Raw genomic sequence first — 23,721 nt, 5'->3', positions numbered from 1 at the left:
GAAGAAGCTTCCCATGACGCAACGCGCCCTCTCCTCCGGGTTCTGGCTGGTGCTGCTGACCGTACTCATCGGCCTGCCACGTATCACCCTGGACATGCACCTGCCAGCCCTGCCGGCCATGGCCGACGACTTCCACGCCAGCGACAGCCAGTTGCAGCTGACCCTCACGCTGTACGCCCTGGGCTCGGCCATTTCCTTGCTGGTCAGCGGCCCGTTGACCGATCGCTTCGGGCGCCGCCCGGTGCTGCTGAGCGGGCTGTTGGTGTACGCGGTCGCCACCGTGGCCTGCGCGCTGGCCGACAGCATCGGTGTGCTGATCGTCGCCCGCCTGTTCCAGGCCTTGGGCGGTTGCTGCACCACGGTCATCGGCCGGGTGATCGTGCGCGATTACTTTGACCGTCATGAACAGGCGCGCCTGCTTGGTCTGATCTCCATGGCCATGGCGATTTCGCCGATGGCCGCACCGGTGCTGGGCAGCCTGATGCTGCCGTTTATCCATTGGCGCGGCCTGTTTATCGTATTGGCCATGATCGGCGTGACGCTGTGCCTGGTGGTGCTACGCCGGCTGCCGGAAACCCGCCCACCGGAAGTCGCCGCCGCGCCGCCGAGCAACCTGTTGCGCCTGTACGGCCAGCTGTTGCGCGACCGTTATTTCCTGCGGTACTCCCTGGCGATCGGCTGCGTGTACAGCACGTATTTCCCTTTTATCAGCGAGTCGTCGGCTCTGCTGCAACGCGGCTTTCACTTGTCGGCCGCGGCCTACGCGCTGGTGTTTGCCGCGACGATCAGTGGCTACATGCTCGGCGCCAACCTGTTCCGCCGACTGGTACTGCGCGTTGAAGCTGATCAGTTGATCAGTGCCGCCATCGCCTTGAATGTGCTGGGTTGCGTGATGCTCGCCGGGGCCACGGTCGCCCTGCCCCAGACCTGGCTGGCGATTGTGCTGCCGATGGTGGTGATCATGGTGTCGGTGGGGATGGTGATCCCGGCCTGCCAGCTGTCGGTGTTGCAGCCTTACGGCGCGATTGCCGGAACCGCGTCGGGGTTGTTCTTTTTTATCCAGATGTTCCTGACGGCCGTGAGCAGTTGGGCCACCGGGATGCTGTCCGACGGCACCTCGCACCCCCTGGTGATCATGACGTCAGTGGCCAGCGCATTGCTGGTCGCAGGTTGGCGGGCCTTGCAACAAAAAGCCGCGCCTGTGGGTCAGGCGCGGCTTGGGTGAAGCGCGATCAGGATCAGTGCATGAAGATCGCGATCAGAATGATGAGCGGGATAGGCACACCGAGGAACCAAAGCAGTAATGAGCGCATGTTGTTCTCCTTGATTAACGAACGTAGTTTTCAGTTTCGACGTACACCACGGCGTCGCGACGACGACCGCCGAAGGTGGCAGCGAAACTGGCAAAGAAGGCACCGATCAACAGCGCAATGAAGGTCCACAGCGAGGTGTAGGCAGCCACTTTGGCGGCAGTGTCGGCGGCTTGCTTGGCTTTGACCTTGGCGTCTTCGATGGCTTTACGGGCATCGCCGTACACCTTGTCGATACGCGCTTCGGCGTCAGCCTGGCTGAGGTTGGTGCGCTGGCTGATCAACTGAGCCAGGTAGGTACGGTCTTCAGGGGCCAGTTGGCCGTCGTTGCTCAGGGTGCGAGTGAAGATGCGCGCTACAACGCCATGCACGGCGTCATCGCTGACGGCGGCTGGGCGATCATCGCGAAACAGGCTGTCGACGTAGTAGTCAAAGTCGCCGCTGTTGGCGCCTTTGGCTGCACTGCCGGCTGCCTGAGTCAGGCCACTGGCGGCGCTCGAAGCGACACCGGCACCGGCTTTAACGCCGCCGCTGACCACACTGCTCACCGAGCCGACGACCAGCACTGCGGTCACCAGCGTAGCGACTGCCCAAGCGAGGAAACCGTGGGCGGTGTCGCGAAAGTACACTTCGTCACCGTGCATGTTGGCCCACTTCACACGCAAGCGGCCGGCAATGTAGCCGCCCAGGCCCGATGCGACGATCTGGGTGAACGCCAGCCAGACAATCGTGGAAATGCCTAGCCCTTTGGCGCTGATACCGCTGTCGGCCCACGGCGACACCGCCGAAAAGCCCAGGCCGAAGCCCAGCAGCACGAGGATCAGCGACAGTGCGGCCGCCGCAGCGGCCCCGGCGAAAATTGCCCCCCAGGAAACCCCAGAGTGCGAGCTCGATTCTTGCAGCGTGGATGACGATGTGATCATTGTTGTTTTGCTCCCGGCAGGAAAAATAGTGTTACAACTCTCAAAAGGGACAGTGCAGGCACCATGCCAGCCGGACTAAAAAATAAATCTCTTATATTTCAATGAGATACAAAAATTGAACTAACTTAAACCATGCAAGTTGCAAGAAATGATCGAAAACAGCGTGCTTTATGCAATCCCCCAACGCCCACGGCCCGTGTGGACGCTGGCCGGCATGAAAGTTGTGTCAGTTTTGCCAAGATGAAGTTTAATTTAGGAAGCGTTCAGGCATTTCTTGGCAAAATGCCCCCACTTCTAGTGTGAATCGCTCACCAGGTAATCCTATGACCCGTATTTTGACCATCGAGGATGACGCCGTTACAGCCCGCGAGATCGTCGCCGAGCTGAGTAGCCATGGACTGGATGTAGATTGGGTGGACAACGGCCGTGAAGGCCTGGTCCGCGCTGTGAGTGGTGACTACGATCTGATCACCCTCGACCGTATGCTGCCGGAACTCGATGGCCTGGCCATCGTCACGACCCTGCGCACCATTGGCGTGTCGACGCCGATCCTGATGATCAGCGCCCTTTCCGATGTTGACGAGCGAGTACGCGGCCTGCGGGCCGGCGGCGATGACTACCTGACCAAGCCGTTTGCGTCCGACGAAATGGCCGCCCGCGTTGAAGTGCTGCTGCGGCGCAAAAGCACGGTCAAGGAGTTCGAAACCGCCCTGCGCGTGGCCGACCTCGAACTGAACCTGATCAGCCGCGAAGCCAGCCGCGCCGAACAGCCGCTGAGCCTGCTGCCCACCGAATACAAACTGCTCGAATTCCTGATGCGCAACACCGGGCAGATCCTGTCGCGCATGATGATCTTCGAGGAAGTCTGGGGTTATCACTTCGACCCGGGCACCAACCTGATCGACGTGCACATCGGTCGCCTGCGCAAAAAAATCGACCCGCCGGGCCTCACGCCGCTGATCCGCACGGTACGAGGTTCCGGTTATGTCATTGCTGAACCCCTCTAAAGGCTGGCGCTCCTCCAGCAGCCGCTTGCTGGCGCTTTACAGTTCGCTGTTCGTCGCCTGGAGCTGCATCCTCATGGGGGTGCTGTATTACGAGGTGTCGGGTTACCTGGGTGATCTGTCGCGTCACTCGCTGATGCAGCGTCAGCACCTGTTTCAACGCTTCGACGGTGAAGAACTGGTGGAAGCCCTGACCACCAGCATGACCTTTGACATGAAAGGCGTGGACGCCTACGGCCTGTTCGATGAGCAATTTCGCCCCTTGAGCGGGCCGATCCGCGCAGTGCCACCGGACCTGCCGCTGGACGGCAAGATCCACGCCCTGGCCAACTGTGTCGACTCTGACGACCCGAAACTGCCCAAGGACAGCTGCGATGCGGTGGCCACTCACACCGAAGACGGCCGCTGGCTGGTACTCGTGCGCGCCAACGGTTCGCTGTTTGGCGTGACCCGGATCATCTGGCATGCGCTGCTGTGGGCACTCTCCCTGACGATTATCCCCGGTGCTGCCGGTTGGCATTTGTTACGCCGTCGCCCGCTGCGGCGCATTCGCGGGATTCAGGCCAGTGCCGAGGCCATCGTCGCCGGTGACCTGACGCACCGCCTGCCGTTGTCTGACCGACGCGACGAACTGGACATGCTCGCCGCCATCGTCAACGCCATGCTCGACCGCATCGAGAAGCTGATGAACGAGGTCAAGGGTGTGTGCGACAACATCGCCCACGACCTGCGCACGCCGCTGACGCGCTTGCGCGCGCAGCTCTACCGCATCAAGCAAGAGGCAGAGGAAAACTCCGTCTACGCGGTGAAACTGGACGATGCGATTGCCGAAACCGATACGCTGATGGCGCGCTTTCGCGGGCTGTTGCGCATCTCGGAGCTGGAAGACCACCAGCGCCGTTCGGGTTTCCTGGTCATGGACCCGCTGCCGCTGTTGCGCGAACTGCATGACTTTTACCTGCCGCTGGCGGAAGAAGGCGAATTGCAGCTGCGCCTCGAAGTGCCCGACTCGCTGCCGTGGATTACCGGCGACCGCGCACTGTTGTTCGAAGCCTTGGCCAACCTGTTGAGCAACTCGATCAAGTTCTCGCCACCCAATGGTGAAGTGATCCTGCGTGGCGTCAATGATGCCGGCAGCACGCGGATCGAAGTGCACGACTCAGGCCCGGGCATTCCCGCTGCGGAGCGCGACGCGGTGTTCCAGCGCTTCTATCGCGTGGATGAAAGCGACCAGCAAGGCGGGTTCGGGTTGGGCTTGTCGATTGTCGCGGCGATCATCAACCTGCATGGGTTCAAGTTGGAAGTCGGCAACAGCCGATGCGGGGGCGCATGCCTGCTGCTGGAGTGTCGGCAGCAATTGATGCCCGAAGCCTGAAGATCACCTCGGTAAAAATGTGGGAGCGGGCTTGCTCGCGAATGCAGAGTGTCAGTCACCGCAAGCATTGACTGACCCACCGCTTTCGCGAGCAAGCCCGCTCCCACATCAGGCGTGTGTCGCCTGTTAGAAGTTGGCGCGCAGCGCCTCAAGCCCGCCGCTGTACACGCCGGCGAACAACTCCTCCACCGCCGCCTCCGTGGTCCCCGCCGCCGGGGTGAACACGCCGGACCACGTCACTTTCGCCGACGCATCGGTCAACGCCTCAACCTGCAACGTCGCCAGGTAAGCACTCACCGGAAACGGCGATTGCTCGATGGTGTAGCTGTAAGTGCGCGCCACGTTATCAAAGCTCTGCAAGCGCTCGACCACCACACCGCCGTCCGCGGTTTGCAAGTGACGCACACGCCCGCCGTCGCTCGCCTCGCTTTTGACGATAAACGGTAGCCAATCGGGCAGCGCGTTAAAGCCGCCAATCAATTGCCAGACCTGATCGGCCGAAACCGGAACCTCAATCACCGAAGAAGCTGTCGCCACAATAAATACTCCAAAAAAATTACAAGAATTCAGATCGCCATGCTGTCGACAACACCACCGTCGACGCGCAATGCGGCGCCCGTGGTGGCAGAAGACAAGGGTGAAGCAATGTACGCCACCAGGTTGGCCACTTCATCCACATTTGCCGCGCGCTGGATGATCGACGTGGGCCGCGCATTGCGCACAAACACATCCGCCTCTTCCCGCGCACTGCGCCCGGACTTGGCGGTGGCGTCTTTGAGCATCTGCTCCAGGCCGTCGGTAAAGGTCGGCCCCGGCAGCACCGCATTGACCGTCACACCGGTGCCGGCCAGACGCTTCGCCAAACCATGGGAGACCGCCAGGTTGGCACTTTTGGTCACGCCGTAGTTGATCATGTCCGCCGGCGTTGCCACCCCGGATTCCGACGACAGGAAGATCACCCGCCCCCAGCCCTGTTCGACCATGCCCGGCACATAATGCCGCGCCAGGCGCACGCCAGAGATCACATTGACCTCGTAGAAGCGCGTCCATTCGCTGTCTGGTGCGTCGAAGAAATCCACATCGTTGAAGATGCCCAGGTTGTTGACCAGGATGTCGGCGCGCGGTTCGGCCGCAAAGAGTTTCTCTGCGCCTTGCGCTGTGCCGAGGTCCGCCACCAGCCCGCGCAGATCCGCGCCCGGCACTGCCTGACGAATGCTCGCTAGGGCGTCGTCAACCTTGCCCGCTTCCCGCCCGATCACCACCACAGTGGCGCCGGATTGCGCCAGGGCCTGGCTGATGCCCAGGCCGATCCCGGCAGTGCTGCCGCTGACGATGGCTACTTTGCCGCTTACATCGATTTTCATCTGAGAACTCCTGAAGTTAGCGCGGCAGCGGTGCGCTGGCCGACATCAACTGTGCGTCGCGCAAGGCCTGCCAGAAGGCTGCCGGAATCTTCTCTGACAACGCCGCGACGTCTTCGGCAATCCGCCCCGGACGACTGGCACCCGGAATCACGGCGGCCACCGCCGGGTGGGCCAGGGAGAACTGCAGCGCTGCGGCTTTCACGCTCACGCCAAACGCCTGGGCAATCGCCTTGATCTGCTCGACCTTGCTGATAATCGCCGGGCTGGCCTTCTGGTATTCGAAGTGCGCACCGCCCGCCAGGATGCCCGAGCTGTAAGGCCCACCGACGACGATTTCGACGTTCTGCGCCAGCGCGGCATCCATCAGGCGTTGCAGGGCACGCTCGTGGTCCAGCAGGGTGTAGCGGCCGGCCAGCAGGAAACCGTCGGGCTGCGCTTCGGTCAGGTCCAGCGTCAGCTCGCACGGCTCGACGCGGTTCACGCCCAGGCCCCAGGCCTTGATCACGCCTTCTTCACGCAAACGGGTCAGCACTTTGAAGGCGCCGGTGCGGGCCTGGTTGAAGTAGTCCAGCCACTGGTCGCCGTAGAAATCCTGGGCGATGTCGTGAATCCACACGATGTCCAGACGATCGGTTTGCAGGCGCTTCAGGCTGTCTTCGATAGAGCGCAGCGTGGCGTCGGCGCTGTAGTCGTTGAGCATCTTGTTCGGGCGGCCATGTTCGAACACACCGCTTTTTTCGCCGAGGTCGCGGGCGCTTTCTTCGACTTCGTCGAGAATCACGCGGCCAACTTTGGTGCTGAGCACGAAGTCATCGCGGTTGTACTGCGACAAGGCTTGGCCCAGGCGGATTTCCGACAACCCCGAGCCGTAGAACGGCGCGGTGTCGAAGTAACGCACGCCGCTGTTCCAGGCGGCTTCGACGGTGGCCTGGGCTTCGTCTTCGGGAATGGCGCGGAACATATTGCCCAGCGGTGCAGTGCCAAAGCCCAGCTGGCCGGGCAGTGTGTCTTTCAAGCTCATGGTGGTTCCTCAATCGGGTTCAGGGTCGCTGTGACCGTTGAGCCGATCCTAGATTGCGTAGATCGGACCGTCCAAGACATACTGCGACCAACTTGAGTCCTGCGAGGTCTTACATGATTGATCTGCGCCAACTGCGCTACTTCGAAGTTGTTGCCGAAGAAGAACACGTCGGCCGCGCCGCCGAGCGTTTGCACATCTCCCAGTCGCCCTTGAGCCGGCAGATCGCCCAGCTCGAAGAGCGTTTGGGCCTGACCCTGTTCGAACGCAGCCAGCAGCGCATCCGCCTGACGCGCGACGGCCAGACGTTTCTGGCCGAAACCAAGGCGCTGCTGACCCACGCCAATCGCCTGGAGTCCCTGGGCAAACGCCTGGGTCGCGGTGAAGAAGGCGGCCTGTGCATCGGCTATATCGAAAACGCGATGCATGCCGGCGTGCTGCCCAACGCCTTGCGCGTGTTGAGAGACGACCGCCCCACCGTGCACATCAAGCTGTACAACTTGCCGTCGCTCGAACAGCTCGAAGGCCTGCGCCAGCGCAGCCTGGATATCGCCCTGGTCAGCGAACCACCGGCCGCCGATGACCCGGACCTGACCGCGCTGCAAGTGCTGGACGACCCCATGCTGCTGGCCCTGCCTGAGCATCATCCGTTGGCCAAACACAACGAACTGCTGCCCGAACACCTGGCCGATCAGGAATGGATTGGCGTGCAACGCAAAGCCGGCGCCCACCCGGCTGATGACTTTGTCGCGGCCTGCATCCGGGCCGGTTTTACCCCGCAAATCCCGATGGAAGCCAGCGAACCGTTCACCGCGTTGGGCCTGGTGGCCTCGGGCTTGGGCGTGGCGATGGTGCAAAAAGGCTTGAGCCGCAATGCCCCGCCCGGCGTGGTGCTGCGTGAGCTGCCGTGGCTGACCTACACCACACCGTTGTGGGCGGCGTGGCATCGGATCAATCTGCGCCCGCTGGTGGAAACCTTCCGCAAAGTGCTCACCGAACCCCAAGGCTGATGGCGATCAAACAGGTGGGAGCGGGCTTGCTCGCGAATGCGGTGAGTCAGTACCGAATAAACCAACTGACACTGCGCTTTCGCGAGCAAGCCCGCTCCCACATTTGAATCGCGGCGCATCAGCTCACCCTCTCCCGCAGCCGGAACCACAACATCCCCAGCGCCAGCAGCGGTGAGCGCAAGGCCTTGCCGCCCGGAAACGTCATGTGCGGCACCTGGCTGAAAATGTCCAGGCCCTGGCTATGGCCGACATGAATGGCTTCGGCCAAAAGCTTTGCGCACCAGTGGGTCACGTTCAGCCCATGCCCGGAATAGCCCTGGGCATAGAACACATTCGGGTATTGCTTGAGCCTCCCGACTTGCGGAAAGCGGTTGGCGGTGATGCCGATCTTGCCGCCCCACTGGAACTCGATGGCGGTGTTCGCCAGCTGCGGGAATACCTTGAGCAGCTTGGGTTGCATGTACGCGGCGATGCCCACCGGATCACGCCCGGAGTAGTGACAGGCACCGCCGAACAACAGACGCCGGTCTGCGGAAAGTCGGTAGTAATCCAGCCCGACTTTCTGGTCACACAGCGCCAGGTTCTGCGGGATCAATTGCTTGGCGACAGCCTCGGACAACGGCTCGGTGGCGATGATGTAGCTGCCCGCCGGCAGCACCTTGCCGCTCAAGCGCGGTTCCAGTTCATCCAGGTGTGCATTGCACGCCAGCACTAGATGGGCGGCGCGTACCGTGCCAGCGGCGCAGCGCACTTGCACGGTGTCGCCGTGGATCAGTTCGAGCACCTGGGTGCGCTCGAAAATCTGCACCCCCAGCGACTCGGCCACCTTCGCCTCGCCGAGTACCAAGTTCAGCGGGTGCAGGTGCCCAGAGCCCATGTCCACCAAGCCACCGGCATAGACCGTCGAACCGACTACCTGCTGCATGTCCTGCGGTTCGACCAGCCGAGTTTCATGGGCATACCCAAGCGCCGCCAGGCTCTGCTGCTCGCCCTTGAACGCAGCGAATTGCGCGGTGGTATTGGCCAGCTCGCAAAAGCCCCAGCGCAGATCGCAGTCAATGCTGTGCTGACGAATGCGCTCGCCCACCAGCGCCACCGAATCAATCCCGGCCCGCTCCAGGTAACGCACGCCCTCCTCGCCCACGTACTTGGCGAACCCCGACACGTCGTGGCCGATGCCGCGAATCAACTGCCCGCCGTTGCGCCCGCTGGCGCCCCAGCCGATGCGCCGGGCCTCCAGCAGAATCACCGAGAGCCCGCGTTGGGCCAGTTCAATGGCCGTATTGACCCCGGTAAAACCGCCGCCGATCACGCACACATCGGCGCTCAGGTCGGTGCCCAGCGATGGACGCTCAGGCATGGCATTGGCCGAAGCACGGTAATAGGACCGGGCGTGGTCACTGGATGAAATCATTTGTTGGTCTTCACTTTGCTCCAGGCGCGGGTCATCAGGCGCATGGTCGCCGGAGTCGGCGTGGTGGAAATGTAGAGTTTGTCGAGCACTTCCTGGGGCGGGTACACCTCAGGGTTGTTCACCAGTTCCGGCGCCATAAACGGCTTGGCGGCGGGGTTGGCATTGGCGTAGCCGACCGAGGCACTGACCTTGGCGATCACTTCGGGGTCGAGCAAATAGTTGATAAAGGCATGGGCCTCTTTCGGGTTGCTCGCGTCGGCCGGGATGGCCAGCAGGTCAAACCACAGGTTGGAGCCTTCCTTGGGAATCGAATAGGCGATATTCACGCCGTTCTTGGCTTCCTTGGCGCGGTTGGCGGCCTGGAACACGTCGCCGGAATACCCGAAGGCCACGCAGATATCGCCGTTGGCCAGATCCGAGATGTACTTGGAGGAATGGAAATACGTGATGTACGGGCGCAGGGTCAGCAGCTTGGCTTCGGCCTGTTTGTAGTCCTCGGGGTTCTCGCTGCGCGGGTCCTTGCCCATGTAATTGAGGATCGCCGGGAACAGCTCGTCCGCCGAATCGAGGAAAGCCACGCCGCACTCGTGCAGCTTTTTGATGTTCTCGGGTTCGAACAGCACCGCCCACGAATCGATGTGGTCGATACCCAGCACCTGCTTGACCTTGTCGACGTTGTAGCCGATGCCATTGGTGCCCCACAGGTACGGCACTGAGTGCGCGTTGCCCGGGTCGTTTTTCTCCAGCAGCTTGAGCAGTTTGGGGTCGAGGTTCTTGAAGTTGGGCAGCTGCGAGCGGTCGAGCTTGAGGAACGCGCCGGCCTTCACCTGGCGCGCCAGGAAGTGGTTGGACGGCACCACCACGTCATAGCCGGTGCGCCCCGCCAGCAACTTGCCCTCCAGGGTTTCGTTGGAATCGAACACGTCGTAGACCACCTTGATCCCGGTCTTGGCCTGGAAATCAGCCAAGGTGGTCTCACCGATATAGTCCGTCCAGTTATAGACGCTGACCGTCGGCGCGGCTTGGCTGGCACTGCTGAACGCGGCCACCAGGGCCAGCGGGAGAAGCTTTTTCACAAGACGCATATCGACACCCCTTTTGAGTTTTTTTAGACGCTCAACAGCAGGAACTCACGTTCCCAGGAACTGATCACCCGCTTGAAATTCTCATGTTCGGCGCGTTTGACCGCCACGTAGCCGCGCACGAACTTCTCGCCCAGGTACTGCTTGACCGTGTCGCAATCCTCCATCCGCGCCAGCGCGTCTTCGAGGGTGAACGGCAGGCGCAGGTTGCGGCGCTCGTAGGCGCGGCCTTCCACCGGGGCGCTGGGCTCGATCTTTTCGATCATGCCCAGGTAGCCGCACAACAAGCTGGCGGCAATCGCCAGGTACGGGTTGGCATCGGCGCCCGGCAAACGGTTCTCCACGCGCATCGCGTCGGGACTGGAAGTGGGCACGCGCAGGCCGACGGTGCGGTTTTCTTCGCCCCACTCGACGTTGACCGGTGCCGAGGTGTCCGGCAGGAAGCGGCGGAACGAATTCACATTGGGCGCGAACATCGGCAGCAGCTTTGGGATGTACTTCTGCAACCCGCCGATGTGGTGCAAGAACAGCTGGCTCATCTTGCCGTCGGCATCGACAAACACCGGCTTGCCGGTGGCGATGTCCACCACGCTCTGGTGCAGGTGCATGGCGCTGCCCGGCTCGTCGGCCACCGGCTTGGCCATGAAGGTGGCGGCCACGTTGTGCTTGAGCGCCGCTTCGCGCAGCGTGCGTTTGAACACGGTGATCTGGTCGGCCAGGTGCAGGGCATCGCCGTGGCGGAAGTTGATTTCCATCTGCGCCGGGCCGTCTTCGTGGATCAGCGTGTCGAGGTCCAGGCCCTGCAGCTCGCACCAGTCGTAGACGTCTTCGAACAGCGGATCGAATTCGTTGGCGGCGTCGATGGAAAATGACTGGCGGCCGGTTTCGGCGCGACCGGAGCGACCCACCGGGGTTTTCAACGGCAGGTCCGGGTCTTCGCAGCGCTGGGTCAGGTAGAACTCCATTTCCGGCGCCACAATCGGCTGCCAGCCTTGCTCGGTGTACAGCTGCAGCACCTTTTTCAGCACGTTGCGCGGCGACAGCTCAATCGGGTTGCCCTGCTTGTCATAGGTGTCGTGGATCACAATCGCGGTGGGCTCGATAGCCCACGGCACCACGTACGTGGCGTTGGACACCGGGCGGCAGATCATGTCGATGTCGGCCGGGTCGAGCAGGTCGTAATAGATATCGTCGTCGACAAAGTCCCCGGTCACCGTTTGCAGCAACACACTTTCCGGCAGGCGCATGCCTCGCTCATGCAGGAACTTGTTGGTGGGCGCAATCTTGCCGCGTGCGATGCCAGTCAAATCACTGATCACGCATTCGACTTCGGTAATCTTGTGTTCTTTCAGCCAGGCGGACAGCTGATCGAAGGGGGCGTTCATAAGGACCTCGTCATGGGTTGGATGCATGCGCCTGCTTGTACTCGCGGCGCATTGAGGTCTATCTTGATGCCGCCGCACGCCGGCATCTATCCACTTTGCACCCACCATAACGCACCAATAGAGTGCGCCCAGGTTACCCATGACACAGGCAACAGCTTTGCGCGTACAGGCTTTCACCACCGGTGATGTGGCCGCTCAATGCAGTGCGACACCCGGTTGGGTGCAGCAGTACCAGCAGATGTCCCCAGGGCATTTTGCCGGGCAGATCCGTTACCTCGACCTGCAAGGCGTGCAGGTGTACGAAGAGTGCATGAACACGCGCGTGGAGCAGAACTTCAACGCGCCGCCCGGTGCATTGGCGTTCTGTTTCGATGGCAGCGACAACGCGCTGTACCTGCTCAATGGCGAAAGCCGCAACACCTGGATCACCCCGGAAAACTACCGCGAAGTGGCCGTGGTGTTCGGCCCGCAGTTCGTGCAGCGCCAGGGCCTGGATGTGGCCCGACTTGAAGGCCTGTTCATGGCGCCGCTGACCTGCCAGCAGAACGCGCTGTTCACCCGCTGGCTCAGTGGCACCCTGACGCGGTTGTCCGCCACACTCGACCCGATCAGCCGCGACGCCCTCACCCAGCAGTTGCTCGACGATTGCCTGTTCATCCTCGACAACGCCTGCGCGTGCCTGGACAGCAGCTCATTGCAGCGACGCAGCGACGAACGCCTGCTGATGGCGCGCATCGGCGAGTGGGCAGCGGATGCGCCGGATGAAACCGTCAACTTGCTGGAATTGGCGCAAATCGCCGGCGTGCCGCTGCGCCAGTTACAGCAAAGTTTCAAGACCTACACCGGAATGAGCCCGGCGCAGTGGTTGCGTCTGCGCCGCTTGAACGGGGCGCGGCGCGAGTTATTGACCTCAGCCGACACCACCGTGGCCGAGGTCGCGATGAACTGGTCGTTCTGGCATTTGGGGCGGTTTTCGAATAGCTACCGCGCATTGTTCAAGGAACTGCCCAGTGAAACCCTGAAGCGCTCCAGCTGAAAGGCGGGACGGCAGAACCATTTGCGATAACTTGTAAAACCCCGCACTTCCCCCTAGCTTATGCGCCCCCCCGTCCTGCGCTTTAAGGCCCTGCCCCCATGGTTTTGCGTTTTCGTCCTGCCGTTCACTCACGTTTCGCCCTCGGCCTGCTGCTCAGCGGCGGCATCGGTAGCAGCCTGGCGGCTGAAATAGAGCTGCCGGCGGTGAACGTCGAGGGCCAGGACGAGGCCGGCTACCGCAGTGAAACCGCATCGGTCGGCGGCTTCGATGAAGCGCCATTGCTGGACACCCCGGCCTCGATCACGGTGATCAACGCCGCGCTGATCAAGGACCAGCAAGCGCGACTGCTCAGCGAAGTGCTGCGCAACGATGCCTCGGTCGGCGACAGCTACGCACCGATTGGCTATTACGAAAACTTCGTGGTGCGCGGCTTCTCGCTCAATGCGGCAAGCAGCTACAAGATCAATGGTCGTACCGTCACCGGCGAGCAGAACGTCGCCCTCGAAAACAAGCAGCAAGTGGAAGTGCTCAAGGGCCTGGCCGGTGTGCAGAGCGGTATTGCCGAGCCCAGCGGTGTGATCAACTACGTGACCAAACGCCCGCAGGACGCGCGCTCGGTCACAGTGTCCACCGACGATCGCGGCAGCGGTTACATCGCCACCGATGTCGGCGGCTGGTTCGGCAGCGAGCAGCAGTTCGGCCTGCGCGCCAACGCGGCCCATGAAGACCTCAACAGCTATGTGGAGCACGCCAATGGTCAGCGCGATTTCGTGTCCCTGGCGTTCGACTGGACGATCAGCCCCGACGCCGTGCTGCAGCTGGATGCGGAATACCAGAACAAGCAACAGCGTTCAGTGCCTGGCTATCAGTTGCTGGGCGGAACCGAGGTGCCCCACGATGCCTCGCCGAAAAAACTGCTGGGGCACCAGAGCGGTTCCAAACAGGTGGGCATCGACTCGCTGAACCTCAATGGCAAGTTCGAATACCGTTTCAGCGATCAGTGGAAAGGCACTATCAGCGCCGCGCGCAGCAAGGTGGTGATTGATGACTACAGCGCGTTTGCCTGGGGTTGTTATGGCTCGACCAGCTGTAGTTCATCGAACGTGCCCAACCATTTCAGCCCCGAAGGCAACTACGACGTCTACGACTATCGCAGCCCCGACGATACCCGCCGTGACGATGAAGTGCAGGCTGCAATGACCGGGCTGTTCGACACCGGCGGCCTGGGCCACGAGCTGACTGTGGGCAGCAGCGCGTTTCGCCGGGTGATCGACAAGCGCGAAGCGGTCAACGCGTACATCGGCAGCGGCAATATCAACGAAGACGCACCGACCTTCGCGCCCACCGACGAACCGCTGAAAGACAGCCACCGCAACCTCGACAGCCGCCAGTACGGGCTGTTCGTCACCGACCGCATTCGCTTCAACGAGCAATGGCAAACCATTCTTGGCGGCCGCGAAGTGCGCCTGGATGAAAAAGCCTATGACGATAATGGCAACCAGGCTCGCCACACCCGGCAATACGTGTTCCTTCCTCAAGCTTCGTTGATTTACAAACCAGTGGAAAACATCTCGCTGTACACCAGCTACAGCAAAGGCCTGTCGCTGGGCGGCACGGCGCCTTGGTTCGCTGAAAACGCCGACGAAACTCTGGCTCCAACCGTGTCACGGCAAATCGAAGCCGGCGTGAAATACGACTGGCGCCGAATTAGCTTCGCCGCCGCCGTATTCCAGACGCATCAGGCCTATCAGTACGCCAAACCGGAAGATGGCAAGTTCACCTACGTGCAACAAGGCCAACAGAAAAATACCGGCCTGGAACTCTCCGCCAACGGCTGGGCCACCGACCGCCTGCAAATCGCAACCAGCGTGGCGGCGATTCGCGCGCGCGTGAGCAACAGCGGCACGCCGGAATACGAAGGTCATCAGGCGATCAACGTGCCCACGCTGCGCGCCAGCGTGTACGCCGACTACGCGTTGCCGTGGGTGAACGGTCTGGCGCTGCTCGGCGGTGTGCAATACAGCGCCAGGAAATACGCCAACCGCACCGGCAATGTTGAAGTGGGGGATTATGCAGTGGTCAATGTCGGCAGCCGCTACACCACCAACGTCGAGGGCTATGAAACCGTGTTTCGCCTGAGCGTCGACAACCTGTTCGACAAACGTTACTGGCGCGACGCCGGCGAATACATGGGCGATGACTACCTGTTCCAGGGCGCGCCGCTGACGGCGCGCCTGAGTGCTTCGGTCAACTTCTGAACACCCGCGGCGCTGCCAGACACAGCGCCGCCACGCCACAGATCAACAGGCTCCAGCCCAGGTTCTGGGCCCAGGCCACCAGCCCAAGCCCGGCGCCGATCATCAAGTAATACAGCAAGCCGAACACTGCGGCGGCCGTGCCAAGCCGGTCGGGATAGCGCACCAGCGCGGCACCCAACACATTCGGGATTGCCATGCCGAATGCCAGCACCACCAACAGCATCGGCCATACAAAAAGCCAGCTGTCTTGCAGCAGCACGACGAGCAAGCCCCCCAGTGCGGCTACGCCAGCGGCGCTCAGCACCAACTGCTCACCGTTCATGCCACGCTTAAGCAACCGCTTGTTCAGCCACGCCCCAAGCCCCGAACCCAGCGCCAGCAGCACGCCGCTGTAGCCGAACTCGGCAGCGGACAAACCCAGCCGCGCGAAGATAAACGGTCCCACGCTGTAATAGCCGAACAGCGCAATATTGAACGCCGCCACCAGGCCGACCGAGCGCCAAATGCCTGCGTCCCTGAGCATCAGGCCCAGCGTTTCGGGCAGCGACGCCGTCGACACTGAGGCAGGACGCGTCTCGGGCAAGGCCCACAGGCACCAGCCCCACAACGTCAGCGCCGCCAGCAGCAACCCGGCCAGCATGCCGCGATATCCGTAGTACGCCACCAGCGTCGCGCCACTGAACAAACCCAGCGCAGGACTCGCAGCCAGGGCGATGCCCATTATCGAAAACACCTGGGCCAACTGCGCACCGTGGAAGCGATCGCGCAGCACGGTTTGCGTCACCACCGAGGCGACCGCTGCACCAAACGCCGCCAGCGCCTGGGCCACTAACAAGGCATTGAACGTGGTCACACTCAAGGCCAGCACCGACGCCGCCACATACAGGGCCAATCCGGCCAACATCACCGGCCGCCGCCCCCAGCGATCACACAGCCGGCCCCACACCACCACCCCGAATGCGAACGCCAGGAAATACACCGACAGGGTCTGCCCTGCCCGTTCGGGCCCAACCGCAAACGCTTCGCCGATATCACCCAGGGCCGGGCTGTAAAGGGTCTGGGCCAATTGCGGAAACATCAGCAACGCCACAGTCAGCACCAACAGGTTTTGAACGTTCATTGACGACTCCTTCGTATAAACAACGCCAGGAGTTTAAGGACCGGCAACTGGGGTATTATCCAAACTTCGCCATTTTATCGATCAAATCGGACAACCTATGGCCTGGCTTGCCGCCGACGCGTCTTTCGACCCCGACCGCCTCCCGGCGCCGGTCATCGGCATCGCCGCACTGCTCGGCGACCATGACTCCGGCCTGCATCGGCACCAGCGTGGGCAACTGTTGTTTACCCAACAGGGCTGCACCCGCATCACCCTGGACAACCAACTGTGCCTGCTGCCGCCCTCCCGCGCGGCATGGATCCCCTGCGGTGTGCCCCACCGCGCGGTGATGCACAAAACCGTGGATTACCGCTCTGTCTACCTGAGCGCGGCATTGGCTGATCAGTTGCCCAAACAGGTGCGGGTCATCGAAGTCAGCGCCTTGCTGCGGGCGGTGCTGGAACCCATGGCGATGGCGCCGTTCGAGACCGATTGGCACGCCGGCCGGCATGCCCATCTATTGGGATTGTGCCTGGATGAAATCCGGCAGGCCGCTGAACAACCGATGCTCCTGCCCTTGCCGCACGACAAGCGCCTGGCCCCGTTGCTGGCCGATCTCGACAGGTTGCCGCCAACGCTGCAAGCGCTGGAAAAACAGATTGGCGCCAGCACCAAGACCATCGGCCGGATTTTCCTGCGGGAAACCGGCCTGGGGTATCAGCAATGGCGCCAGCAGTGGCGCTTGATGCGGGTCATCGAACTGCTCGCCACCGGGCGCAGCCTGGGCTACTGCGCGTTCGCGCTGGGCTTTGCCAGTGACAGTGCGTTGATCGCCTTTTTCAAGGGCATGACCGGCACCACGCCACGCGGGTATTTCAAATCAAGCTGAAGGCTTACTTGGGCATCTTGCGAAAGCCCACGGCCAGGCGGTTCCAGCTGTTGATGGTGGCGATGGCCACGCTCAAATCGACCTGCTCCTGGGCGCTGAACTCGGCGGCCAGCGCGTTGTAGTCTTCGTCTGCGGCGTGGGTCTGGCTGAGCAGGGTGAGGCTTTCGGCCCAGGCCAGGGCGGCACGCTCACGTGGGGTGAAAAACGGCGTTTCACGCCAGGCCGACAGGGTGTACAGGCGGCGCTCGGTTTCGCCGCCCTTGCGGGCGTCGGCAGTGTGCATGTCGAGGCAGAAGGCGCAGCCGTTGATTTGCGAGACGCGCAGGCGCACCAGTTCCAGCAATGGGAGTTCGAGGGACAGTTTGCCGACGGCGCCTTCCAGGGCGAGCATGGCTTTCATGGCGTCCGGGGAAGCGGTGTAGAAATCGGTACGGGCTTGCATGGTGATACTCCAGAACGGTGGGGATTGGTGGCCAGAGTAGTCACCGTGAGTGCCCGGAGAAATATCCAATTGCGGGGAAGATTGGGTGGCCAATGTGGCGCCCGTGCGGGAAGGTAAAACGATCAACCCGGCAACGGAATCACCCGCAGCCGCCTGACCGACTTGTACGAAAAACTCGAATAGATCTCCTTGACGCAGGGCAGCGTTTGCAACACCTCGCGCGCAAATTCGCCGAACGACTCGAGGTCCTTGGCCACCACCTCAAGCAAGAAGTCATAGCGCCCGGACACGTTATGGCACGCCACGATCTCGGGAATTTCCAACAACCGCTGCTCAAAGGCGCGCGCAATGTCCTGGGTATGACTTTCCATCATGATGCTCACAAACGCGGTCACCCCATACCCCAGCGCCTTGGGCGACAGGATCGCCTGGTAGCCGCTGATCACCCCGCTCTCTTCCAGGCTGCGCACCCTGCGCCAACACGGTGAGGTGGTCAGGGCCACGCGGTCAGCCAGCTCGGCCACCGTCAGCCGGGCATTGCCTTGCAACGCGTTTAACAGTGCTTTATCGGTGCGATCCAGACTCACGGGCATAACGTGCCTCTATTCATTGTTTTTATCGACGTTTCGGCCCTTAACCCGGGCATTTCCAGCAAATTTTGCAACGTTCATCTTTGGTTATGAGCATAGCATCGTAGGAAATAAGGAGCGTGCGACATGAACAACAAACACAATGCATTCGGCTTTTCCACTCGCGCCATCCACCACGGCTATGACCCCAAGGACCACCACGGCGCCCTGGTGCCGCCGATCTATCTGTCTGCCACGTTCGCGTTCCCCACGGCTGAATACGGCGCTGCCTGCTTTGCCGGTGAAGCCAGCGGCCACTTCTATACGCGTATCTCCAACCCGACCCTGGCGCTGCTGGAATCGCGCATGGCCACCCTGGAAAACGGCGAGGCCGCCGTGGCGTTCAGTTCCGGCATGGGCGCGATTGCCGCGACGTTCTGGACCCTGTTGCGTCCGGGCGATGAGGTAATAGTCAGTCAGACCCTCTACGGCTGCACGTTCGCCCTGCTGCACCATGGCATCGGCGAATTCGGCATCAAGGTGCGCCACGTCGACCTGACCGATCTGGCCGCCTTGCGTGCGGCGCTTTCCCCCGCGACCCGCATGATCTACTGCGAGACGCCGGCCAACCCCAACCTGCGCCTGGTGGACATTGCGGCGGTCGCCGCGCTTGCCCACCAGCAGCCCAACGTTACCGTGGTGGTCGATAACACCTACTGCACGCCCTACCTGCAACGGCCTCTGGAACTGGGCGCCGACGTAGTGGTGCACTCGGCGACCAAATACCTCAGTGGCCATGGCGATATCACTGCCGGCATCGCCGTGAGCAACCAGGCCCTGGCGCAGCGCATTCGCCTGCAAGGGCTCAAGGACCTGACCGGCGCGGTGATGTCACCGCAGGATGCGTCGTTGCTGATGCGCGGTCTCAAGACATTGGCCCTGCGCATGGACCGCCATTGCAGCAATGCCCTGGCGGTGGCCGAAGCGCTGCAGGCACACCCGGCCGTGCAGTGGGTGACCTACCCCGGGTTGCGCTCTTTCCCACAATACGAATTGGCGGCGCGGCAGATGAAGCAGTCCGGCGGCATGATCGCCTTTGAACTCAAGGGCGGCATTGCAAGCGGGCGCCGCTTCATGAACGCCCTCAACGTGTTCACCCGTGCGGTCAGCCTGGGCGATGCCGAATCACTGGCCCAGCACCCGGCCAGCATGACCCATTCCACCTACACGCCCGAAGAACGTGCGCAACACGGCATCAGCGAAGGCCTGGTGCGTTTATCGGTCGGGTTGGAGGACATCGCCGACCTGCTGGAGGATATCCATCAAGCCCTGGCCAAGTGCACCCGCACCGTGTCACCCCGTCGGGTCCTGGTAGAAGAGCACAGCGTGAAATAAGCCTTAGGCACCCAGTAACGCTTTCCTACAAACGGTGGTCGGACTGGTCTGACCACCGTTATGCGTTTTTAATCTGATTTTTTCCAGATTGGATCCCCATGCTTTCGTCAGGCTGTACTAGCATAGGTGCTCGACGGGTGCATTATCACTGCAGGTTATTCACCCTGGTTACCTTATTAAATCCCGTCGCGATAAGGCTGAATACCTGCACTGGAAACTCATGGACGAATTGATGAACTCACACCTGTTCCCACATATAGGCAAGGTCATCGCCAGCACCGGCAGTCGCCATTTCCCACGCATGCTGCATGACCTCATCCTGACCCAACTGGCAGTGGACGCCACCCATATCACGCAATTGCGGGTCAGTGCCGAAGGCCACACCCGCCGCAGGATCAGCCCGGTCTACACCGATTCGGTAGCCGCCTTGGGTGAAGAACAACCCGCCGCCCAGCTGCACCTCACGCGCCGCAGGGACGATGTGCGCTATGTACTGTCGGTGTACCGCTCGCACCAGTCAGAAAGTTTTTCGCCGCAGGAACGCAGCATGCTGCAGGACTTCTCCACGCTGCTGCTGCCCATGGTCGAAAAACACATCACTGCGATCCAGCCTTGCCGCCCGACCAGCGAACCGGTGATGCCGGAAAACCAGGGCATCGAAACCCTGCGCCGGCGCATTGAAGAACGCCTGGTGCAATCGGGCCTGACGCTTTCCAACCGCGAACTCGAAGTGTGTGTCGGCCTGCTGGCCGGGCGCACTGCACCACAATTGGCAGAGCAACTGGCACTCAAGGTCAATACCATCGAGAGCTACCTCAAACGCGCGGCGATCAAGCTGGGCATCAGCGGGCGGCATTCGTTGTTGCGGTGGATGTACGCGACCGAGGAAGGCACGCTTACAACCCTGTGAATCACCCAAAAACCTGTGGGAGCTGGCGTGCCTGCTCCCACATCTGATAGTTGCCGTCAGTCCCTGGCCAACGCCTCAATCGGGTCCAGCCGCGCCGCATTCCTGGCCGGTACAAAGCCAAACACAATGCCGATCAGGGTCGAACATGCAAACGCGGTAATGATCGAGCCGAGGGAAAACACCATTTCCCATTCCTTCACAAACAACGAAAACAGATAGCCGATCGCGAAGGACAACGAGATCCCGATCATCCCGCCGATCAAACACACCATCACCGCTTCCACCAGAAACTGCTGGCGGATGTCCGACTGCCGCGCGCCCACGGCCATGCGAATACCAATCTCGCGCGTGCGCTCGGTCACCGACACCAGCATGATGTTCATCACCCCGATACCGCCCACCAGCAACGAAATTACCGCGATCAGCGACAACAGCAGCGCCAGCGAGCGGCTGGTTTTCTGCACCGTTTGCATGATGCTGTCGAGGTTATTGGTGAAGAAATCCTTGGTGCCGTGACGTTGCAGCATGAGTTTATTGACGTTTTCTTCCACCACTTTGCTCGGCTGGCCGTCCTTGATGCGCACGGTGATGCTGTCCAGATGGCGCTGGCCCAACAGACGCCCCGCCGCCGTCTCATAAGGCACCCACACGTTCAGCGCCTTGCTGGCGGCGAACATGTTTTTGTTGTCGGCCGTTACACCAATCACCGTGCACGGCAGATTGCCGACCAGGATCACCTGGCCCAAGGGGTCCACATTCGGTCCGAACAAGCGATGTCGGGTGTTGTGGTCGATCACCACCACCTGGGCCTGGCGCCGCGCGTCACTTTCGCTGAAGGCAATCCCGGCTTCCAGCTTCAACCCCTTCACTTTGAAGTAGCGGTCGCTGACGCCATTGACCTGCGCATCCAGGTCGATATTGCCAAAGCGCAGCAGCAGGTTGCGGCCCACCACCGGCGTGGCGCTGTCGACGTAATACAGCTGGTTCAACGCCTCCACATCCGAGGGCATCAATGTTTCGATGGCGGATGCGCGGCTATCACCAAAACTGGTGCCGGAAAAGATATCGATGGTGTTGCTGCCGATCGCCTGGATGTCTTTAAGCACATAACGCTTGGCGCCCTCACCGATGGCCGAGATCGACACCACCGAGGTGATGCCGATGACAATCCCGAGCATCGTCAGCAGGGTGCGCATGCGATGGGAAATCAACGCGACCCAGGCCATGTTGAATGCTTCCTTGAACAACCCCAGGCTCGCCACCAGACGCCGTGCGCCGCTGCGCCGGGTCTCGATGGGCGCCTCGGCGGGCACCTCCAGGCCAACGCTGTCGTTGGCCTTGTCGCTGACAATCTCGCCGTCACACACCTCGACAATACGCTGGGCATTGGCGGCCACCTTGGGGTCGTGGGTGACGATAATCACTGTGTGCCCGGCGGCGTGCAGCTCGGCAAGGATGCGCATCACCTCCTTGCCGCTATGGGTGTCGAGGGCGCCGGTGGGTTCGTCGGCGAGAATCACTTCACCGCCGTTCATCAGCGCGCGGGCGATACTCACGCGCTGTTGCTGGCCGCCGGAAAGCTGGCTCGGCCGGTGGCTGGTGTGCCCCGCCAGGCCCAGGCGGGTGAGCAAATCCCGGGCGCGGCTGTGGCGTTGCGTCTCTGGCGTGCCGGCGTAGATCGCCGGCATTTCCACGTTGTGCAAGGCGCTCAGGTGCGCGAGCAAATGGTAGCGCTGGAAGATAAAACCGAAGTAATCGCGGCGCAGTTCCGCCAGTTGCTCATCGCCGAGCGAGCGGGTTTCGATGCCATTGATTTTGTAGCTGCCGGCGGTGGCGTAGTCCAGACCGCCGAGGATGTTCATCAGGGTGGATTTACCCGAGCCCGAGGCGCCGATGATCGCGACCATTTCTCCGGCATGGATGGTCAAGTCGATGCCCTTGAGCGCGATGAATTCGCGCTCGCCGGCCATGAAACTGCGGGTGATGCCCTTGAGTTCCAACAGTGGCTGGGTCATGCGTCAGTTCCCCGCCACAACAGGCGTTGCGTCACCTATCACGACCTTATCGCCCTCCACCAGGCCGTCCAGAATCTGCACTTTGACGTTGTTGTTGATCCCGGTCTTCACATCCCGCGACACGGCTTTGCCCTTGGCATCCAGCACACGCAGCGGGTAGCTGCCATCGGCGTTGCGCGAGCCGAGTGCCGCCACCGGCACCATCAGCGCGGCCTGGGCGGTGTCGAGCACGATACGCACCTGAGCGGTCATGGCGATGCGCAGGCGATGGTCAGGGTTGGGCACGTCGAACAGCGCGTTATAGAAGACCGCGGTGTTCTGCTTGGGCGTGCCGGCGGTCTGGGTTTCGAGGAAGTTCTGCGGCGCCGGCTCGGTCCCGCGCAGCTTGGCGTAGTAGCGCTTGTCGGCCTCGCCGAGGATGGTGAAATACACCTGCTGGCCGGGGCTGATGTGAATCACATCCGCCTCGGACACCTGGGCCTTGACGGTCATGGTGTCCAGGTCCGCCAGCTTGAGCAGCACCGGCGCAAGCTGGTTGGCGATCACGGTCTGGCCTTCCTGGGTGACGATGCCGACCACATCCCCGTCAATGGGCGCGACGATGCGGGTATAGGCCAGGTTGACCTTGGCAGTGTCGATCTGGATGTGCGCACTCTTGATCTGCGCATCCAGGGATAGCAGGTTGGCTTGCTGCACCTGGAAGGTGGATTGCGCGTCTTCAAAATCCTGACGCGACACCGACTCGTCGATCTGCAAGCCTTTGTAGCGCTCGTAGACAGACTTGGCCTGCTTGAGCTGCGCCGCCGTGGCGCGGCGCTGGGCTTGCAGGTTCTCTTCATCGACCTGGGCTTTGCGCAAGGTGTTTTGCAGGATCAGCGGGTCGATTTCGGCGAGCCATTGGCCTTTTTTGACCTTGTCACCGACCTTGACCTTGAGCGACTTCAACTGCCCCGAAACCTGGGCGCCGACGTCAACCTGTTTGATGCCTTCGAGCACGCCCGTGGCCAACACGGCATTTTCAATATCACCCCGTTCAGCCGTGGCGGTGAGGTATTGCGGTGTGTCGGCGGGCGCTTGCACCGTATACACGACAAGGCCGATGGCAACCGCCAATACCGCGAGCATTCCGAGTTTGCGAAACGTTGACTTATCCATAAATGACCATAAAAAGATGAAGAGGGTCTGAAGCGAAAACGGCCTGGTGTGGGCGCTGGATTGCCTGT

At 61.7% G+C, this 23,721-nt stretch carries 21 protein-coding genes; 9 read left to right on the top strand and 12 right to left on the bottom strand.

Features of this window, described 5'->3' with window-relative positions:
* The first annotated feature begins 13 nt into the window (after positions 1 to 13).
* On the top strand, positions 14 to 1,225 hold the full coding sequence (locus AB5I78_RS12415) for a multidrug effflux MFS transporter (protein WP_369303246.1): 1,212 nt from the start codon (positions 14 to 16) through the stop codon (positions 1,223 to 1,225).
* A 102-nt stretch (positions 1,226 to 1,327) separates the two neighbouring features.
* Here AB5I78_RS12415 and AB5I78_RS12410 read toward each other — a convergent pair whose 3' ends face one another.
* Positions 1,328 to 2,233 (bottom strand): hypothetical protein, encoded by a 906-nt coding sequence (locus AB5I78_RS12410; RefSeq protein ID WP_106580301.1) that lies wholly within the window; start codon positions 2,231 to 2,233, stop codon positions 1,328 to 1,330.
* A gap of 323 nt (positions 2,234 to 2,556) precedes the next feature.
* On the opposite strand from AB5I78_RS12410, the gene AB5I78_RS12405 reads away from it, so the two are divergent.
* Together AB5I78_RS12405 and AB5I78_RS12400 are read left to right on the top strand one after the other, a co-directional pair.
* The gene (locus AB5I78_RS12405; RefSeq protein WP_003219726.1) at positions 2,557 to 3,240 is read left to right on the top strand and encodes a response regulator transcription factor; all 684 of its coding nucleotides are present in this window, start codon (positions 2,557 to 2,559) and stop codon (positions 3,238 to 3,240) included.
* Positions 3,218 to 4,612 carry a HAMP domain-containing sensor histidine kinase gene (locus tag AB5I78_RS12400; RefSeq protein WP_242197549.1) on the top strand — a complete coding sequence of 465 codons (1,395 nt, stop codon included), beginning with the start codon at positions 3,218 to 3,220 and terminating at the stop codon, positions 4,610 to 4,612. Before AB5I78_RS12405 ends, AB5I78_RS12400 begins: the two co-directional genes overlap by 23 nt.
* A 126-nt stretch (positions 4,613 to 4,738) precedes the next feature.
* Here the strand turns inward: AB5I78_RS12400 and AB5I78_RS12395 are convergent, their stop codons facing one another.
* From AB5I78_RS12395 to AB5I78_RS12385, 3 genes are read right to left on the bottom strand one after another with little or no spacing between them, the layout of a single operon-like run.
* On the bottom strand, positions 4,739 to 5,149 hold the full coding sequence (locus tag AB5I78_RS12395; protein WP_369303245.1) for an SRPBCC family protein: 411 nt from the start codon (positions 5,147 to 5,149) through the stop codon (positions 4,739 to 4,741).
* A gap of 29 nt (positions 5,150 to 5,178) precedes the next feature.
* Positions 5,179 to 5,976, bottom strand: coding sequence for an SDR family NAD(P)-dependent oxidoreductase (locus AB5I78_RS12390; protein ID WP_145164631.1), 798 nt, complete (start codon positions 5,974 to 5,976; stop codon positions 5,179 to 5,181).
* 16 nt (positions 5,977 to 5,992) lie between these two features.
* The gene (locus AB5I78_RS12385; protein ID WP_262206303.1) at positions 5,993 to 6,997 is read right to left on the bottom strand and encodes an aldo/keto reductase; all 1,005 of its coding nucleotides are present in this window, start codon (positions 6,995 to 6,997) and stop codon (positions 5,993 to 5,995) included.
* A gap of 113 nt (positions 6,998 to 7,110) precedes the next feature.
* Between AB5I78_RS12385 and AB5I78_RS12380 the strand changes: the two genes are divergently transcribed.
* On the top strand, positions 7,111 to 8,004 hold the full coding sequence (locus AB5I78_RS12380) for a LysR substrate-binding domain-containing protein (RefSeq protein ID WP_145164635.1): 894 nt from the start codon (positions 7,111 to 7,113) through the stop codon (positions 8,002 to 8,004).
* 118 nt (positions 8,005 to 8,122) lie between these two features.
* On the opposite strand, the gene AB5I78_RS12375 is transcribed toward AB5I78_RS12380, so the two are convergent.
* From AB5I78_RS12375 to AB5I78_RS12365, 3 genes are read right to left on the bottom strand one after another with little or no spacing between them, the layout of a single operon-like run.
* Positions 8,123 to 9,418: an NAD(P)/FAD-dependent oxidoreductase gene (locus AB5I78_RS12375; protein ID WP_369303244.1), complete on the bottom strand. Its 1,296-nt coding sequence runs from the start codon at positions 9,416 to 9,418 to the stop codon at positions 8,123 to 8,125.
* Positions 9,415 to 10,503, bottom strand: coding sequence for a polyamine ABC transporter substrate-binding protein (locus AB5I78_RS12370; RefSeq protein ID WP_145164639.1), 1,089 nt, complete (start codon positions 10,501 to 10,503; stop codon positions 9,415 to 9,417). The genes AB5I78_RS12375 and AB5I78_RS12370 overlap by 4 nt, the downstream gene beginning before the upstream one ends.
* 23 nt (positions 10,504 to 10,526) lie before the next feature.
* Positions 10,527 to 11,885, bottom strand: a complete 1,359-nt coding sequence (locus AB5I78_RS12365) for a glutamine synthetase family protein (RefSeq protein WP_145164641.1) — start codon at positions 11,883 to 11,885, stop codon at positions 10,527 to 10,529.
* 139 nt (positions 11,886 to 12,024) lie between these two features.
* Between AB5I78_RS12365 and AB5I78_RS12360 the strand changes: the two genes are divergently transcribed.
* Together AB5I78_RS12360 and AB5I78_RS12355 are read left to right on the top strand one after the other, a co-directional pair.
* A complete protein-coding gene (locus AB5I78_RS12360) occupies positions 12,025 to 12,921 on the top strand; it encodes a helix-turn-helix domain-containing protein (protein ID WP_369303243.1) in 897 nt (298 codons plus the stop codon).
* Positions 12,922 to 13,019: 98 nt separating this feature from the next.
* The gene (locus tag AB5I78_RS12355) at positions 13,020 to 15,179 is read left to right on the top strand and encodes a TonB-dependent siderophore receptor (RefSeq protein ID WP_369303242.1); all 2,160 of its coding nucleotides are present in this window, start codon (positions 13,020 to 13,022) and stop codon (positions 15,177 to 15,179) included.
* Here AB5I78_RS12355 and AB5I78_RS12350 read toward each other — a convergent pair.
* Positions 15,169 to 16,299 carry an MFS transporter gene (locus tag AB5I78_RS12350; protein WP_369303241.1) on the bottom strand — a complete coding sequence of 377 codons (1,131 nt, stop codon included), beginning with the start codon at positions 16,297 to 16,299 and terminating at the stop codon, positions 15,169 to 15,171. The two genes, AB5I78_RS12355 and AB5I78_RS12350, sit on opposite strands and share 11 nt — an antisense overlap.
* Positions 16,300 to 16,396: 97 nt before the next feature.
* Here AB5I78_RS12350 and AB5I78_RS12345 point away from each other — a divergent pair, with 97 nt between their 5' ends.
* Positions 16,397 to 17,167, top strand: coding sequence for a helix-turn-helix transcriptional regulator (locus tag AB5I78_RS12345; RefSeq protein WP_369303240.1), 771 nt, complete (start codon positions 16,397 to 16,399; stop codon positions 17,165 to 17,167).
* A gap of 4 nt (positions 17,168 to 17,171) precedes the next feature.
* On the opposite strand, the gene AB5I78_RS12340 is transcribed toward AB5I78_RS12345, so the two are convergent.
* Together AB5I78_RS12340 and AB5I78_RS12335 are read right to left on the bottom strand one after the other, a co-directional pair.
* Positions 17,172 to 17,609, bottom strand: coding sequence for a carboxymuconolactone decarboxylase family protein (locus AB5I78_RS12340; RefSeq protein WP_369303239.1), 438 nt, complete (start codon positions 17,607 to 17,609; stop codon positions 17,172 to 17,174).
* A 122-nt stretch (positions 17,610 to 17,731) separates the two neighbouring features.
* A complete protein-coding gene (locus AB5I78_RS12335; RefSeq protein WP_145164653.1) occupies positions 17,732 to 18,202 on the bottom strand; it encodes an Lrp/AsnC family transcriptional regulator in 471 nt (156 codons plus the stop codon).
* Positions 18,203 to 18,325: 123 nt separating this feature from the next.
* Here AB5I78_RS12335 and AB5I78_RS12330 point away from each other — a divergent pair, with 123 nt between their 5' ends.
* Both AB5I78_RS12330 and AB5I78_RS12325 read left to right on the top strand, forming a co-directional pair.
* Entirely contained in the window at positions 18,326 to 19,573 is a 1,248-nt protein-coding gene (locus AB5I78_RS12330) for a methionine gamma-lyase (RefSeq protein ID WP_369303238.1), read from the top strand.
* Positions 19,574 to 19,805: 232 nt separating this feature from the next.
* Entirely contained in the window at positions 19,806 to 20,483 is a 678-nt protein-coding gene (locus AB5I78_RS12325) for a response regulator transcription factor (protein WP_262210235.1), read from the top strand.
* 56 nt (positions 20,484 to 20,539) lie between these two features.
* Here the strand turns inward: AB5I78_RS12325 and AB5I78_RS12320 are convergent, their stop codons facing one another.
* Together AB5I78_RS12320 and macA are read right to left on the bottom strand one after the other, a co-directional pair.
* Positions 20,540 to 22,498: a MacB family efflux pump subunit gene (locus AB5I78_RS12320; RefSeq protein ID WP_106580317.1), complete on the bottom strand. Its 1,959-nt coding sequence runs from the start codon at positions 22,496 to 22,498 to the stop codon at positions 20,540 to 20,542.
* 3 nt (positions 22,499 to 22,501) lie between these two features.
* Positions 22,502 to 23,653 (bottom strand): macrolide transporter subunit MacA, encoded by a 1,152-nt coding sequence (macA, locus tag AB5I78_RS12315; protein ID WP_242197590.1) that lies wholly within the window; start codon positions 23,651 to 23,653, stop codon positions 22,502 to 22,504.
* Between the last annotated feature and the right edge of the window lie 68 nt (positions 23,654 to 23,721).

The organism is Pseudomonas sp. N2-3-1-14, from assembly GCF_041228395.1.
Lineage (GTDB): Bacteria > Pseudomonadota > Gammaproteobacteria > Pseudomonadales > Pseudomonadaceae > Aquipseudomonas.
The sequence above is the reverse complement of the archived record's forward strand: the minus strand, read 5'-3'. Positions and strand labels throughout refer to the sequence as shown.

What these genes read in the sequence shown, in the direction of transcription:
- AB5I78_RS12415 (WP_369303246.1), top strand. Translation starts at nt 14, where the DNA reads ATGACGCAACGCGCCCTCTCCTCCGGGTTCTGGCTGGTGCTGCTGACC.
- AB5I78_RS12350 (WP_369303241.1), bottom strand. Translation starts at nt 16,299, where the DNA reads ATGAACGTTCAAAACCTGTTGGTGCTGACTGTGGCGTTGCTGATGTTT.
- AB5I78_RS12330 (WP_369303238.1), top strand. Translation starts at nt 18,326, where the DNA reads ATGAACAACAAACACAATGCATTCGGCTTTTCCACTCGCGCCATCCAC.
- macA (WP_242197590.1), bottom strand. Translation starts at nt 23,653, where the DNA reads ATGGATAAGTCAACGTTTCGCAAACTCGGAATGCTCGCGGTATTGGCG.
- AB5I78_RS12320 (WP_106580317.1), bottom strand. Translation starts at nt 22,498, where the DNA reads ATGACCCAGCCACTGTTGGAACTCAAGGGCATCACCCGCAGTTTCATG.
- AB5I78_RS12370 (WP_145164639.1), bottom strand. Translation starts at nt 10,503, where the DNA reads ATGCGTCTTGTGAAAAAGCTTCTCCCGCTGGCCCTGGTGGCCGCGTTC.
- AB5I78_RS12360 (WP_369303243.1), top strand. Translation starts at nt 12,025, where the DNA reads ATGACACAGGCAACAGCTTTGCGCGTACAGGCTTTCACCACCGGTGAT.
- AB5I78_RS12325 (WP_262210235.1), top strand. Translation starts at nt 19,806, where the DNA reads ATGAACTCACACCTGTTCCCACATATAGGCAAGGTCATCGCCAGCACC.
- AB5I78_RS12410 (WP_106580301.1), bottom strand. Translation starts at nt 2,233, where the DNA reads ATGATCACATCGTCATCCACGCTGCAAGAATCGAGCTCGCACTCTGGG.
- AB5I78_RS12365 (WP_145164641.1), bottom strand. Translation starts at nt 11,885, where the DNA reads ATGAACGCCCCCTTCGATCAGCTGTCCGCCTGGCTGAAAGAACACAAG.
- AB5I78_RS12345 (WP_369303240.1), top strand. Translation starts at nt 16,397, where the DNA reads ATGGCCTGGCTTGCCGCCGACGCGTCTTTCGACCCCGACCGCCTCCCG.
- AB5I78_RS12340 (WP_369303239.1), bottom strand. Translation starts at nt 17,609, where the DNA reads ATGCAAGCCCGTACCGATTTCTACACCGCTTCCCCGGACGCCATGAAA.
- AB5I78_RS12355 (WP_369303242.1), top strand. Translation starts at nt 13,020, where the DNA reads ATGGTTTTGCGTTTTCGTCCTGCCGTTCACTCACGTTTCGCCCTCGGC.
- AB5I78_RS12405 (WP_003219726.1), top strand. Translation starts at nt 2,557, where the DNA reads ATGACCCGTATTTTGACCATCGAGGATGACGCCGTTACAGCCCGCGAG.
- AB5I78_RS12380 (WP_145164635.1), top strand. Translation starts at nt 7,111, where the DNA reads ATGATTGATCTGCGCCAACTGCGCTACTTCGAAGTTGTTGCCGAAGAA.
- AB5I78_RS12375 (WP_369303244.1), bottom strand. Translation starts at nt 9,418, where the DNA reads ATGATTTCATCCAGTGACCACGCCCGGTCCTATTACCGTGCTTCGGCC.
- AB5I78_RS12390 (WP_145164631.1), bottom strand. Translation starts at nt 5,976, where the DNA reads ATGAAAATCGATGTAAGCGGCAAAGTAGCCATCGTCAGCGGCAGCACT.
- AB5I78_RS12335 (WP_145164653.1), bottom strand. Translation starts at nt 18,202, where the DNA reads ATGCCCGTGAGTCTGGATCGCACCGATAAAGCACTGTTAAACGCGTTG.
- AB5I78_RS12400 (WP_242197549.1), top strand. Translation starts at nt 3,218, where the DNA reads ATGTCATTGCTGAACCCCTCTAAAGGCTGGCGCTCCTCCAGCAGCCGC.
- AB5I78_RS12385 (WP_262206303.1), bottom strand. Translation starts at nt 6,997, where the DNA reads ATGAGCTTGAAAGACACACTGCCCGGCCAGCTGGGCTTTGGCACTGCA.